Origin of the sequence: Marinobacter salicampi, assembly GCF_011074795.1 — a bacterium.
Classification (GTDB): domain Bacteria; phylum Pseudomonadota; class Gammaproteobacteria; order Pseudomonadales; family Oleiphilaceae; genus Marinobacter; species Marinobacter salicampi.
The window spans coordinates 15,528-28,946 of record NZ_JAAMPF010000006.1; the positions used below are offsets into that span (position 1 = coordinate 15,528).

The 13,419-nt window shown below is 58.3% G+C and carries 11 protein-coding genes; 7 read left to right on the plus strand and 4 right to left on the minus strand.

Features of this window, described 5'->3' with window-relative positions; genetic code table 11:
- The first annotated feature begins 14 nt into the window (after nucleotides 1–14).
- Nucleotides 15–1,061, plus strand: a complete 1,047-nt coding sequence (locus tag G7W63_RS02140) for a DUF3080 domain-containing protein (protein WP_166252474.1) — start codon at nucleotides 15–17, stop codon at nucleotides 1,059–1,061.
- Here the strand turns inward: G7W63_RS02140 and tfpB are convergent.
- The 4 genes from tfpB to arsC are packed head-to-tail and all read right to left on the minus strand — an operon-like array spanning nucleotide 1,058 to nucleotide 4,225.
- Nucleotides 1,058–2,839, minus strand: a complete 1,782-nt coding sequence (gene tfpB / locus G7W63_RS02145) for a type IV pilus assembly ATPase TfpB (RefSeq protein ID WP_166252477.1) — start codon at nucleotides 2,837–2,839, stop codon at nucleotides 1,058–1,060. The two genes, G7W63_RS02140 and tfpB, sit on opposite strands and share 4 nt — an antisense overlap.
- Before the next feature lie 16 nt (nucleotides 2,840–2,855).
- Nucleotides 2,856–3,218: a DUF2069 domain-containing protein gene (locus tag G7W63_RS02150; protein ID WP_166252480.1), complete on the minus strand. Its 363-nt coding sequence runs from the start codon at nucleotides 3,216–3,218 to the stop codon at nucleotides 2,856–2,858.
- Nucleotides 3,219–3,229: 11 nt separating this feature from the next.
- Nucleotides 3,230–3,835, minus strand: a complete 606-nt coding sequence (wrbA, locus tag G7W63_RS02155) for an NAD(P)H:quinone oxidoreductase (RefSeq protein WP_166252483.1) — start codon at nucleotides 3,833–3,835, stop codon at nucleotides 3,230–3,232.
- Nucleotides 3,836–3,871: 36 nt separating this feature from the next.
- Entirely contained in the window at nucleotides 3,872–4,225 is a 354-nt protein-coding gene (arsC, locus tag G7W63_RS02160; RefSeq protein ID WP_166252486.1) for an arsenate reductase (glutaredoxin), read from the minus strand.
- An 85-nt stretch (nucleotides 4,226–4,310) separates the two neighbouring features.
- Between arsC and G7W63_RS02165 the strand changes: the two genes are divergently transcribed.
- The 6 genes from G7W63_RS02165 (at nucleotide 4,311) to kdsA (ending at nucleotide 13,361) form a co-directional block, all read left to right on the plus strand.
- Nucleotides 4,311–4,751, plus strand: coding sequence for a TlpA disulfide reductase family protein (locus G7W63_RS02165; protein WP_423202270.1), 441 nt, complete (start codon nucleotides 4,311–4,313; stop codon nucleotides 4,749–4,751).
- 64 nt (nucleotides 4,752–4,815) lie between these two features.
- Nucleotides 4,816–8,298, plus strand: coding sequence for a DNA polymerase III subunit alpha (dnaE, locus tag G7W63_RS02170; RefSeq protein ID WP_166252641.1), 3,483 nt, complete (start codon nucleotides 4,816–4,818; stop codon nucleotides 8,296–8,298).
- 137 nt (nucleotides 8,299–8,435) lie between these two features.
- The gene (gene accA / locus G7W63_RS02175; protein WP_166252489.1) at nucleotides 8,436–9,389 is read left to right on the plus strand and encodes an acetyl-CoA carboxylase carboxyl transferase subunit alpha; all 954 of its coding nucleotides are present in this window, start codon (nucleotides 8,436–8,438) and stop codon (nucleotides 9,387–9,389) included.
- Nucleotides 9,373–10,716 carry a tRNA lysidine(34) synthetase TilS gene (gene tilS, locus G7W63_RS02180; protein WP_166252492.1) on the plus strand — a complete coding sequence of 448 codons (1,344 nt, stop codon included), beginning with the start codon at nucleotides 9,373–9,375 and terminating at the stop codon, nucleotides 10,714–10,716. Before accA ends, tilS begins: the two co-directional genes overlap by 17 nt.
- Before the next feature lie 91 nt (nucleotides 10,717–10,807).
- The gene (locus G7W63_RS02185; protein WP_166252495.1) at nucleotides 10,808–12,436 is read left to right on the plus strand and encodes a CTP synthase; all 1,629 of its coding nucleotides are present in this window, start codon (nucleotides 10,808–10,810) and stop codon (nucleotides 12,434–12,436) included.
- A 79-nt stretch (nucleotides 12,437–12,515) separates the two neighbouring features.
- A complete protein-coding gene (gene kdsA, locus G7W63_RS02190) occupies nucleotides 12,516–13,361 on the plus strand; it encodes a 3-deoxy-8-phosphooctulonate synthase (protein WP_166252498.1) in 846 nt (281 codons plus the stop codon).
- Nucleotides 13,362–13,419: the final 58 nt, after the last annotated feature.

Below are 13,419 nucleotides of genomic sequence, written 5' to 3' on the forward strand. Positions count from 1 at the left end.
AGCGAGAGGCCCGGATGACCGTTAGCCGACCCCTGCTGGTGGTAGTTCTTGCGATTGCCCTTGGCGGCTGCGACCCCTTTGACGGCCCTGAGTCGCTTATGGACGAGTATGTTGCCCGGACGGCGCGGGTGCTCGACCTTGAGGCGGAACTTTCCGTGCCGGCGCCCGTCCCAGGCATGCCCCGGCGGCGCCTGCGGCAGCTAGATGTCCCATCCCTGCAAATCGATATGCTGGGCTTCCTTTCGCTCTATGGCTGCCAGCTGCAGTTCGTTGTGGGCGAGCGAAACTCTGTGCTCGGTCGCGTCATGCAGCCCCTTAATCGACTCCGTTACGAGCTCAGATTCATTCAGGCCGCCCGTGACTGTGTTCCTGAGATTGATAACGAGGAACTGGCTCAAAGCGTGGCCGAGGCCGCTGACAGCAAGGAGCAGTCCCTGCCGGTCGTTATCTGGAACGCGACCTGGGGCGTTGAAGAAGTCGAGCCGTTGTTCACCCGTTCCAAAGGGTATCTTCCGGTAGACAGCACCGGAGTCACGACAGCAAGCCTGGGCCAGGATGTGAGACGGTTGAATGGTACGATCGAGGCGATCCTTGGTGGTCAGCTTGGGGAGGATTTGGGCTTTGTGGGGGCGATACACCAGCAATGGCAATCACAGCATCGGGCAGGACAGGTGCTGAACAGTGCCGCGCTGGCTACTGCCAGGCTGGAAGATGTCGCGGACCTGCTGGTCCAGCGCCTGGATGGCCGGCCGTTGTGCATTGGCGGCAAGGAAAATGAACAGGCCCGGATCGTCCGGTCCATGTTCTTCAGCATCTATATTGAAAAGGTGCAGTCCTATCTGGCTGACATTAGGCGGGCGCGCAATGAACTTTTGGAGCCGTTGTCAGAGCTTGCGAGCCTCCAGGCGGATGTGATGCCGGAAGCCTTCAAAGGGTTTCATGAGGAAGCACTTGAAGTCGATGGCGAAGGGATCTGGCACCGGCTGGATCAGGCGACTGACCGCCATACCAGCGCCTGGCAGGACCTTCTGGACCAATGTGGCATGCGGCCCTCAGCCTAACGCTGGCTTTCAGGGGTGACCCGCAGAATTTCCTCGATGGTTGTCTCGCCTGCGGCCACCTTCTGGGCCCCGCTCAGCCGCAACGACTTCATGCCGTCCTTATAGGCCCGCAATCGAAGTTGGTCCAGTTCGGTGTTTTCGCCAATCTGACCCAGTAATTCGCCGGACAACTGCAATATCTCATACACACCGGCGCGGCCCCGGTAGCCGGTATTGCGGCAGTCGAGACAGCCGACCGGATGGAAAATTTCCTTGGGGGCGGGAGCCTTCCATGGCCGGGTCAGGCTCCGCCAGGCGGCGTCATCCACGGGCCCTGGCTGCTTGCAATGGGGACACAGGTTCCGAACAAGGCGCTGTGCCATAACGCCCAGTACAGTCGCGCGGATAAGATAGGGCGGTATACCCAGTTCAAGCAGACGGGTGATGGCGCTAGGTGAGTCGTTGGTATGCAGGGTCGACAGCACCAGGTGTCCGGTCAGTGCCGCCTGTACGGCCATTTCAGCGGTCTCCAGATCCCTGATCTCGCCGATCATGATGATGTCGGGATCCTGTCGCAAAAGCGCGCGGACGCCGGAAGCAAAGCTCAATTCAATATTGTTCTGAACCTGCATCTGGTTGAAGGCAGGCTCAACCATTTCGATGGGGTCCTCGATCGTGCAGATATTTACTTCAGACGTCGCCAGATGCTTGAGCGTCGAGTATAGCGTCGTGGTCTTTCCGGAGCCCGTTGGTCCAGTAACAAGGACAATGCCATGGGGCTTTCCGGTAATGTCGTGCCAGCGCTCACGATCCTCCCGTGAAAAGCCAAGTTGCTCAAAACTCTTGAGCAGGACTTCAGGGTCGAATATGCGCATGACCATCTTCTCGCCAAAGGCGGTTGGCATGGTAGACAGGCGGAGCTCGACCTCGCTGTTATCCGGCTTGCGGGTCTTGATGCGGCCGTCCTGCGGGCGCCTTTTCTCTGCCACATTCAGGCGCCCAAGTATCTTCAGGCGGCTGGTGACAGCGACCCCCACCTGCTCTGGAAATTCATAGACATTATGCAGCACGCCGTCGATGCGGAAGCGTACCTGGGTCACCGTACGCCGTGGCTCAATATGTATGTCGCTGGCACGCTGTTCGTAGGCATACTGCAGCAACCAGTCCACGATCTTGACCACGTGCTGGTCGTTGGCATCGGGACTGGAGGTGCCGCCAAGGTCCAGCAGTTGCTCGAAATTGTGCAGATTGTTGGCGGTGCCGCCGGCACCCCCGCTGGCTTTACTGACGGAGCTTGCCAGCTGGTAAAACTCAATGGTGAAGCGAGCTATGTCGTCGGGGTTGGCAACGACCCGGACAATATCCTTCTGCAATACATGGCGCAGATTCGGCTCCCAGTCGGCCTTGAAAGGGTCGGCGCTGGCAATCAGGACCTTGTCCTTGCCAATATCCACAGCCAGTATTCCGTGGCGCTGGGCAAAGGCATAGGACATTACCCGCGCCACAGCCGGCGCGTCAATTTTCAAGGGGTCAATGTGATAGTAGGGCTGCCCGGCCCAGCCCGCCAGCCATTCGGTGAGCCGCTCCAGGTTCAGGGTGCGGCCACTGGCCAGACTGGTGGGAGCCGCCATGGCAACGACTTCAAGGGGATGGCTCTTGACGCTGTCAGCGCCAAGATTCGTCGACAGTATTCTCTCGGCCTCGTCCTGGCTGATTTCGCCGCCGGCTACCAGAGCTGAACAGACGTCCCGCAGTGACAGGGTGGACCGATGGGGCGCAGGAGGGAATGTCGAAGCCATTGATGGGAACCTTGGATCAGGAAGCAGGTTTGGGACGGTTTGCCTTGAGATGAATCATCGCGATGCTGAAAAGGCAGAACGACAGGATCGAAAGTATGACAGGGACAGGTGCTCCTTCACTCAACCAGGCCGAAACCACGGCCTGGGTAAAGTAGAATATGACCACGAAACTGAGCCATATGTAGCCCCTGTTGTTACCCCGGAATACGGGCACGACGAAGATGAGCAGAGGGATCAGCTTGACGCTAAGCATCAGTATCACCGAGACGCCTTCCACCGGTGCGGGGTAAAACGTGGTCACCAACAGCACCAGAATCAGTGCAAGGTAAAAAGCCGCTGTCAGGGCACGGGTAATTCGTCCCTGGGAAGAGTAGATCATATTGGCAGCACTCAGGTTTGGAGTTTGACGGCAAAGCCCGCCAGCCGCTGGCCCAGGGTCTGGCAGATCGCTTTCTCGTGGTCGGTCAGTGGCTGCGGCTCCCCGGTACCCGCCCAGTGGGATGGGCCATAGGGGGTCCCGCCACTGGTGGTCTGGTTAAGCGCCGATTCGCTGTATGGGACGCCGCAAAGCACCATGCCATGGTGAAGAAGTGGCAGCATCATACTTAATAGGGTGCTTTCCTGGCCGCCGTGGAGACTGCCGGTGGAGGTAAATGCGCCCGCTGGCTTGTCACAAAGGGCGCCGCTGAGCCAGAGGTCGCCCGTGGTATCCAAGAAGTGCTTCAGCGGAGCGGCCATATTGCCGAATCGGGTCGGGCTGCCCAGGGCCAAGGCGGAACAGTGGCGCAGATCATCCTTGGTGCAATAGGGCGCGCCCTGGTCCGGAATCTCGGCAAGAGTGGCATGGGTATCCGGCGAAACCGTCGGTACCGTGCGCAGTCGAGCCTCGATACCGGAAACCCGGGCAATGCCCCGGCCTATCTGATTGGCCATCTCTGCCGTCTGGCCAGAGCGGCTATAATAGAGAACCAGCACGTAAGGACTAACGTCGGACATGAACTGCCTCAGGGCGGAGTAGGGTAAATGACACGGTCAGAACAGCTCCAGAATCTGCTCCGGCGGCCTGCCAAGTCTAGCCCGGCCCTTGTGGATCACGATGGGTCGCTCAATGAGAATCGGGTTCTCGGTCATCACCTCAATCAGTCTTCTGTCACGGATCTCGGGATCCGCCAGTTCAAGTTCGCGATAGACCGCCTCGCCCGTCCGAAGAAGCTCACGTGGCGAGCACTCAAGCTGTTTCAGGATAGTGGTCAGTTCGGCGATGCTTGGCGGTGAATCCAGGTAACGTATAATTTCCGGCTCAATCCCGCGCTCCTGGAGCAGAGCAAGCGCCTGTCGGGATTTTGAGCACCGCGGGTTGTGGAAAATTCGGGTCGGTTCTGTCATCGTTCTCTGCTTTCCTGCCCTTTGGAAACCTCTGCCGGCACTTGCCCAACGTCAACGTGCCCACAGTCTAACAGGAGGCGTGTCCTTGAAATACCCCGAAATCATGCTGGTAGCGGTCGTCACGCTGCTGGTTGGCTGTGACAAAGTCGAGCTCAAGGTAGCGGATGACAAGTCTATGGAGTGGGACTCGCTGAGGGGAGACTGGGTTCTGGTGAACTACTGGGCCGAGTGGTGCAAGCCCTGCCTTGAGGAAATTCCCGAACTCAATGCCCTGGATCAGTCTGACAATATCACGGTACTGGGAGTTAACTTCGACGGTATTGAAGGGCAGGAGTTGGTTGAACTTGGACAGAAGATGGATATCGAGTTCACTATGCTTGCCGAAGACCCGGGCCCGACCTTTGGCTGGACGGTGCCTGTAGCACTGCCTGCAACGTTTATTGTCGACCCCCAGGGGGAGCTGCTGGAGGCCCGCTTCGGGCCCCAGACGGAAGAGCAGTTACTGGACCTGATCCAGAGCCAGTGACAGCCTCATTACAGCTGTTCTGGAATTATTAATGAGCCAGTCTGAACCGGAAATACAAGACGTTATGCCCCACACCTTCGTACACCTGCGCGTTCACTCCGAATACTCCCTGGTCGACGGCCTTGTTCGGGTAAAGCCCCTGGTCAGCCGTGTGGCAGAACTGGGCATGCCTGCGGTGGGCCTTACGGAACAGTCCAATATGTGCTCGCTGGTCCGTTTCTATAAAGGTGCCATGGGCGCGGGTATCAAGCCGGTGATCGGTGCAGATATCTGGCTGGAAAATCCGGAAGAGCCGGAAAATCCGTTCCGGGTGACCTTGTTTGCCAAGGACAATGACGGCTATAAACACCTGACCGAGATCATTTCCCTTGGTTACACCGAGGGCCAGCGTTATGGCAAGCCCATCGCCCGCAAACAATGGCTGGAAGAGCGCGTGGCGGGGATCATCATGCTGTCCGGTGCCAAGCTCGGTGACGTAGGTAAGGCGCTGTTAGGCGGCAAGCCGGACCTGGCCAGGACCCGGGCGCAGTCCTGGATGAAGCTCTATCCCGACTGCTATTACCTGGAGCTCCAGCGCACCGGCCGTGCCAATGACGAAGAATGCTTGCACGCAAGCGTTGCCCTGGCGGACGAGTTGGGCTGCCCGGTGGTAGCCACCAATGATGTTCACTTTATTCATCAGGAAGATTTCGAGGCTCATGAGGCCCGTGTGTGTATTGGCGAGAGTCGCACCCTGGATGATCCGAGGCGCGACCGCCGGTTCAGCGACCAGCAGTATCTGCGCAGCACTGAAGAGATGGTGGAGTTGTTTGCGGATATTCCCGAGGCCGTAGAAAACACCGTTGAGATTGCACGGCGCTGCAACGTGAAGGTGCGGATGGGTGAGTATTTCCTGCCCAAGTATCCGATTCCCGACGGCATGACCATGGACGAGTTCTTCCGCAAGGTCTCGGAAGAGGGGCTTGAGGCCCGTCTGGCCAAGACCCTGAGCAAGTCCGACCCGGAATACGACAAGAAGCGCGAGGCCTATTACACCCGCCTGAACTTCGAGCTCAACATCATTACCCAGATGGGATTTCCGGGCTACTTCCTGATCGTTATGGATTTTATCAAGTGGGCTAAGAACAACGGTGTACCGGTCGGCCCCGGCCGGGGTTCAGGTGCGGGTTCGCTGGTCGCCTACTGTCAGGAAATCACCGATCTTGACCCTTTGGAATACGATCTGCTGTTTGAGCGCTTCCTGAACCCTGAGCGGGTTTCCATGCCTGACTTCGACGTCGACTTCTGCATGGAAGGCCGGGACCGGGTCATTGCTTACGTGGCAGAGAAATACGGCCGCGAAGCGGTTTCCCAGATCATCACCTTCGGCACCATGGCCGCCAAGGCCGTTGTCCGCGATGTGGCCCGGGTCCAGGGCAAGTCCTATGGCCTTGCTGACCGGCTTTCCAAAATGATTCCCTTCGAAGTGGGCATGACGCTGGAAAAAGCGGTGGAACAGGAGCAGCCGCTGCGGGAGTTTCTGGAGCAGGATGAGGAAGCCCAGGAAATATGGGAAATGGCCCTCAAGCTCGAAGGCATCTGCCGTAATGCCGGTAAACACGCCGGCGGGGTGGTGATCGCACCGACCCGGATCACCGATTTCTCCCCGCTCTACTGTGACGACGAAGGCGGCAGTCTGGTCACACAGTTCGACAAGAACGACGTAGAAGAAGCAGGGCTGGTCAAGTTCGACTTCCTGGGCCTGCGGACCCTGACCATCATCGACTGGGCTCTGGGCATGATCAATCCCAGGCGAGTCCAGCGTGGCGAGCCTGCCCTGGACATTACCGAGATTCCACTGGTAGACGCCAAGTCCTTCGAAATGCTTAAAAAAGCGGAGACCACTGCCGTCTTCCAGCTTGAATCCCGGGGCATGAAGGACCTGATTCGCCGCCTGCAACCGGACTGCCTGGAAGATATGATCGCCCTGGTGGCCCTGTTCCGGCCTGGCCCTCTGCAGTCGGGAATGGTGGACGATTTTATCGATCGTAAGCATGGTCGCCAACCGGTGGCCTATCCCCATACGGATTTCCAGTATGAAGGCCTAAAGCCGGTACTTGAGCCCACCTACGGCATCATCCTGTACCAGGAACAGGTCATGCAGATCGCTCAGGTCATGGCCGGCTTCAGCCTGGGTGGTGCCGATCTGCTGCGACGAGCCATGGGCAAGAAGAAAGCCGAGGAGATGGAGAAGCAGAAAGCCATCTTTATCGAAGGCTGCAAAAATAACAATATCAGCGAAACACTGGCGGAAAACATTTTTGATCTGGTGGAGAAGTTTGCGGGCTACGGCTTCAACAAGTCTCACTCGGCCGCCTACGCCCTGGTGTCCTACCAGACCTTGTGGCTGAAAGCCCACTACACCGCTGAATTCATGGCGGCGGTTCTGACCGCGGATATGCAGAATACCGACAAGGTGGTAACCCTGGTAGAGGAGTGCCGGAACCTTAAGCTGGCACTGGTGCTTCCTGACGTCAGTACCTCAGAGTATACCTTCACGGTCAATGACGAGGGCGAAATCGTCTACGGTCTCGGGGCCATTAAAGGCCTGGGCGAGGGCCCCATTCAGAGCATTGTTGAGGGTCGTGCCGATGGTGGGCCCTTCAAGGACCTGTTTGATTTCTGCCGTCGGGTCGATATCAAGAAAGTCAACAAGCGCGCCATGGAAGCCCTGGTGCGCTCGGGCGCCATGGACAAGCTTGGCCCTGGCCGGGCTCACATCATGGCGAGTATTGACAAGGCCATTCAACAGGCTGACCAGCAGTCCCGCAACGAAACCGCAGGCATGGTCGACATGTTTGGCGAGATGCTCGAGGGCGGCGACGGTGTCGATCTGTTTGCGGATGTGGCAGGTATTCGTGAATGGCCTGAAAAAGCCAGGCTGAAAGGGGAGAAAGACACCCTCGGCCTCTATCTAACCGGGCACCCTTTCGATGAATACGAACGTGAGGTGCGACGCTTTGTGCGCTCCTCCATACAGGACCTCAAACCGTCGCGTACGCCCCAGCGGGTTGCTGGCCTGGTCATCGCCCAGCGATCCATGAAAACGAAATCCGGCCAGACCATCAGCTTTATCACCCTGGACGACCGTAGCGCTCGCATTGAGGCAACGTTGTTCTCGGAGTTGTTTCACGAGAAGCGAGACCTGCTGCAATCCGACCAGGTACTGGTAGTGGAAGGCCAGGTCAGTCACGATGATTACTCGGGCCAGATGAAGATGCGCGTCAGTGATGTGATGGACGTGGGCTCGGCCCGGCAACGATTCAGCCGCGGCCTGCAACTGGATCTTTGTGCAGACCAGTTACAGAATGGCCTGTTACAGAAGCTCGACGATACCCTGCGGCCGTTCCGTTGTGATGGCAGCCCGGTCTGGATCAACTATAAGGGCGAAGGGGCATCAACGCGGATCCAGTTAGGGGAAAGCTGGCGAGTTCAGCCTGACGACACCCTTTTAATGGAGCTAAAGTATCTGGTGGGCGACCAAGCAGTAGAACTGGTCTATGATTAGGGAATGGCCCCTATCAGCGCGGTCCTGGCAGACTTATACCAAGGTCCGCTTTTGCCTGTGAGCGGCCCCTGCTATTTTTGGGCAAATTCGAATGAGCCGGGTCACGGTACCCGCTCCGTATACACTTATGGATGATCATGAACCCTAATTATCTTGATTTCGAACAGCCGATTGCCGACCTGGAAGCGAAAATCGAAGAGCTCCGTATGGTGGGTAACGACACCGACATCAATATTACCGATGAGATCAGCCGGCTCAAGAACAAGAGCGTGAGTCTGACAGAGAGCATTTTCTCGGATCTGGCGCCGTGGGATATCTCCCGCCTCGCCAGGCACCCGAGAAGGCCTTATACCCAGGACTACATCGATCTGATGTTCGACGACTTCGACGAGCTACACGGCGACCGGCGGTACGCAGACGACCTGTCGATCGTCGGAGGCACGGCCCGTCTTGACGATAGGCCGGTGATGATCATTGGGCACCAAAAGGGACGTGAAGTGCGGGACAAGGTGCGGCGTAACTTCGGCATGCCGCGTCCTGAAGGCTACCGGAAGGCCTTGCGCCTGATGGAAATGGCCGAGCGCTTTAAAATGCCGATCCTCACTTTTATTGATACTCCCGGTGCCTACCCGGGTATTGGAGCTGAGGAGCGGGGTCAGAGTGAGGCCATTGCCTTCAACCTGGCCGTGATGTCCCGGCTGAAAACGCCGATCATCTCTACCGTTATCGGCGAAGGCGGATCGGGTGGAGCCCTGGCTATCGGTGTCTGCGACCACCTTTACATGCTGCAGTACGCAACTTATGCGGTAATCTCGCCAGAGGGCTGCGCCTCAATTCTCTGGAAAAGCGCCGACTACGCTGCCCAGGCTGCCGACGCCATGGGTGTTACGGCCAGTCGCCTCAAGTCACTGGGGCTTACTGACAAGATTGTCTCAGAGCCCCTTGGCGGCGCCCACCGCAATCCTGAAGGCATTGCCGAGGCGCTCCGGACCCACCTGGTCGCGGGGCTGGATGAGCTGACGCAACTGTCCACTGAAGATCTGGTCGCGCGTCGTTACGAACGCCTGACCCGTTATGACACAGGGCGGTAACGCCCGCCCAGGGAACGAGCGCTGGCCCCAAGCCCTGGTCAGCGCTTTCTCGGATCTGCCGCCTGCCTACCGTCTGTGGGTCGCCTTCAGTGGCGGCCTGGATTCCACGCTTTTGCTGCATCTGGCGCACGACCTTTTTTCCGGCCGTAATGAAGGCCCGAGCGTCCATGCCATCCACATCAACCATCAGCTTCAGACTAACGCTGCCGCGACCGAACGGCACTGCCGGGAAATCTGCGACCAGCTGGACGTTCCGTTGGTAATTGAGCCGGTCGACCTGGCCCTTGCGGAAAGCCGGGCAGGCCTGGAGGCGGCCGCCCGAAACGCCCGCTATCGTGTGTTTGAAACTCTTCTTCAGCGCCGTGATGTGCTTTTAATGGCTCACCACAGTGATGATCAGGCCGAGACGGTGCTGTTCCGTCTAATTCGGGGCTCAGGCCTAGCCGGACTGGGGGGCATGCCCAAGACAAGAGTTCTGGGCCTGGGCCAGCTTCACCGTCCACTACTGGAATTTGGTCGAGCCGAGCTTGAATGCTGGGCCGTGCAGGCGGGAATTGACTGGGTCGACGACCCTAGCAACTCGGACCGGACGTTCGACCGGAATTTCCTGCGCCACGAGGTAATGCCGGTGCTGAAGGCACGCTGGCCCAACCTACTGGTTCGCTTCGCTGCCTCGGCAAGGTACTGTCGCGAACAGGCCAGCCTTGCCGACCGGCTGGCGGAGATCCAGTTGGAGCAGTGTGCTCACCCCCGGGGAGGATTGGACCTCTCACGGTTTTCGCGGCTCAGCATGGCTGAGCGCAAGAACCTGCTACGCTGGTGGGTTGGTTCGCAGGGATTTCCTGTGCCGTCGATGCGGCATTGGAATAATGCTGTGATGCAGTTGATTGAGGCCAGGCCCGATGGTGCGCCTCGGATACAGGGCGCCGGCTACAGTATTGACCGTTTCCAGTCCCGCCTGGTATTGGTGCCTGACCCTAGCCAACTGCCTGATTCCGGCCGCACACTGACGCCCTCCCAACCTGTTCCCTGGGGTGAGCTGACGGTTCGGTTGGAACCCGAGCCGGACCCCGGGCCACCCCCTAGGCTTCAGGTAGACCAGCGGCAGGGTGGTGAACGCATCCGTGAGCGCCCCGGTGGCCGGTCCAGGCCGTTAAAGAAATGGCTCCAGGAAAAAGGTGTCGCGCCGTGGCAGAGGGCCTGCCTTGGGCTGGTGTGGGAAGGCGGCGAGCTGGTTGCGGTAGGTAATTTATGGGTGTCTGAACGTTACGCCGGGCCAGCCCCGGCCAGTGGCTGGCGGATTGTCTGGGAGCGGGATTTTAATTGAGAAGGTAGGCCGCTTCTGGTAGTCTGGCGTCCCATCTTGAGATGACAATCTCCCTCTCTTCACCGAATCAGATAAATCATACGGAATCTGCATGACGCGTTATATTTTCGTCACCGGCGGTGTTGTGTCTTCATTGGGGAAAGGTATCGCTTCGGCCTCACTGGCAGCGATCCTGGAGGCACGCGGCCTGAAGGTCACCATTCTCAAGCTGGACCCCTATATAAACGTTGATCCGGGCACCATGAGTCCGTTCCAGCATGGGGAAGTGTTCGTCACCGAAGATGGCGCAGAGACCGACCTGGACCTGGGGCACTACGAGCGTTTCATCCGCACACCCATGACCCGACGTAATAACTTCACCAGCGGCCGGGTCTATGAAGAGGTCATCCGCAAGGAACGTCGCGGTGACTACCTCGGAGGGACAGTGCAGGTCATTCCCCATATAACCGACGAAATCAAGCGGCGGGTTGTGGAAGGAGCAGCCGGTGCTGATGTCGCCCTGGTTGAAATCGGTGGCACGGTCGGTGACATCGAGTCGCAACCCTTCCTTGAGGCAACCCGACAGCTGAAGGTGGAGGTTGGTCCCCAGCGGGCTCTGTTCATGCACCTGACGCTGGTACCTTACATTGCCACCGCCGGCGAGGTGAAAACCAAGCCAACCCAACATTCCGTAAAAGAGATGCGATCCATCGGTCTGCAGCCGGACATTCTTTTATGCCGTTCAGAGCACGAAGTGGACATCGGCTCACGGCGTAAGATAGCCCTGTTTACCAACGTGGAAGAGCGTGCCGTCATCCCTTTGCAGGACGCCCGCTCAATCTATGAAATTCCCCGCATGCTGCATGGGTTTGGTCTGGATCAGATCATCATCGAGCGGTTTAACCTGGACGTCGGGCCTGCGGATCTGAGCGAGTGGGATGCAGTGGTCGAGGCGCAACTGCATCCGGAGCAGGAAGTGACTATCGCCATGGTCGGCAAGTACATGGAACTGCTGGATGCCTATAAGTCTCTGATTGAATCCTTGCTTCATGCCGGCATCAAGACCCGTACCAAGGTCAAGATCAACTACATCGATTCAGAAGACATCGAGCGCGATGGCGTCGACGTACTCGCCAGCGCTGACGCAATACTGGTTCCCGGCGGCTTTGGTGAGCGAGGTGTCGAAGGCAAGATCCGGACGGTGCAGTACGCCCGTGAAAACCGGGTTCCCTATCTGGGCATCTGTCTTGGCATGCAAGTGGCTGTTATCGAGTATGCCCGCCATATGGCAAATCTGAAGGACGCTCACAGCACCGAGTTCCGCCCCCATTCGCCGACCCCGGTCGTAGGCCTGATTACCGAGTGGCTAAATGCCAGTGGCGAGCTTGAGCGACGTAGCGGTGAGTCCGATCTTGGCGGCACCATGCGCCTGGGCGCCCAGGACTGCCGACTGACAGAAGGATCAACCATCGCTGCCTGTTACGGCAAACAGGTTATTCGGGAACGTCACAGGCATCGATACGAGGTAAACAACCATTTCCTGCCTCAGCTCGAAAAAGCCGGACTCCGGGTGGCTGGTCGCTCAATGGACGCCGCCCTGGTGGAAGTGGTCGAGGTGCCGGATCACCCCTGGTTTGTGGCCTGCCAGTTCCATCCTGAGTTTACATCCACCCCCCGTGATGGCCATCCCTTGTTCAAGGGCTTCATGGAGGCAGCCATCGCCTATCATAAGGCGAGCTAGGCTTACAGACGCCGACTCGGCTGCTACCGTGTCGGCGTTTTAGTTTCTGACCGGTTTTCCAGCAAAGGACCACAGTACCATGGCACAGCAAACTGTCACCGTCGCTGATCTGAGCATGGCCAATGACCGCCCCTTTGTGCTTTTTGGGGGCATGAATGTGCTTGAATCCCGGGAGCTGGCGTTCGAGGTGGCCGAGAGTTATCTGGAGGTAACCCGCAAGCTGGGCATTCCGTTCGTATTCAAGGCCTCCTTCGACAAGGCCAACCGCTCATCGATTACTTCGTTTCGCGGTCCGGGCCTGGAAAAGGGGCTGCAACTGCTTCAGGACATAAAGTCGCATTTCGGCGTACCCGTCATTTCTGATGTCCATGAACCATGGCAGGCAGCACCTGCCGCCGAGGTGTGTGACATTATCCAACTACCGGCGTTTCTGAGCCGCCAGACTGACCTGGTGGTTGCCATGGCCGAAACCGGCGCTGTCATTAACATCAAGAAAGCGCAGTTCCTGGCGCCCCAGGAAATGAAGCACATCATCCGTAAATGCGAAGAGGCGGGTAACGACCGGGTCATTCTCTGCGAGCGTGGCAGTAGTTTTGGTTACAACAACCTGGTGGTCGATATGCTGGGCTTCGGCATTATGAAGTCTTTCGGCTGTCCGGTCTTTTTTGATGTTACCCATGCCCTGCAGATGCCGGGTGGTCGCGCCGATTCGGCGGGTGGACGCCGGGCCCAGGTGGCGGATCTGGCGCGGGCCGGCTTGTCGCAGGGTATCGCAGGCCTTTTCCTGGAAGCTCATCCGGACCCGGACAGCGCCAAGTGCGATGGCCCCTGTGCTTTGAGGCTCAGCCAGTTGGAGCCATTCCTCGCCCAGATGAAAGCCCTGGATGAGCTAATCAAGGGCTTCCCGCCCATCGATACCGCCTGATGATCTTTTCCGGTGACACAGGGTTGCCGGATAATTCTTTTGTGTTCACTGATAGCTT

Coding starts and splice junctions, on each gene's coding strand:
- G7W63_RS02140 (WP_166252474.1), top strand. CDS start 15: ATGACCGTTAGCCGACCCCTGCTGGTGGTAGTTCTTGCGATTGCCCTT.
- tfpB (WP_166252477.1), bottom strand. CDS start 2,839: ATGGCTTCGACATTCCCTCCTGCGCCCCATCGGTCCACCCTGTCACTG.
- G7W63_RS02150 (WP_166252480.1), bottom strand. CDS start 3,218: ATGATCTACTCTTCCCAGGGACGAATTACCCGTGCCCTGACAGCGGCT.
- wrbA (WP_166252483.1), bottom strand. CDS start 3,835: ATGTCCGACGTTAGTCCTTACGTGCTGGTTCTCTATTATAGCCGCTCT.
- arsC (WP_166252486.1), bottom strand. CDS start 4,225: ATGACAGAACCGACCCGAATTTTCCACAACCCGCGGTGCTCAAAATCC.
- dnaE (WP_166252641.1), top strand. CDS start 4,816: ATGCCCCACACCTTCGTACACCTGCGCGTTCACTCCGAATACTCCCTG.
- accA (WP_166252489.1), top strand. CDS start 8,436: ATGAACCCTAATTATCTTGATTTCGAACAGCCGATTGCCGACCTGGAA.
- tilS (WP_166252492.1), top strand. CDS start 9,373: ATGACACAGGGCGGTAACGCCCGCCCAGGGAACGAGCGCTGGCCCCAA.
- G7W63_RS02185 (WP_166252495.1), top strand. CDS start 10,808: ATGACGCGTTATATTTTCGTCACCGGCGGTGTTGTGTCTTCATTGGGG.
- kdsA (WP_166252498.1), top strand. CDS start 12,516: ATGGCACAGCAAACTGTCACCGTCGCTGATCTGAGCATGGCCAATGAC.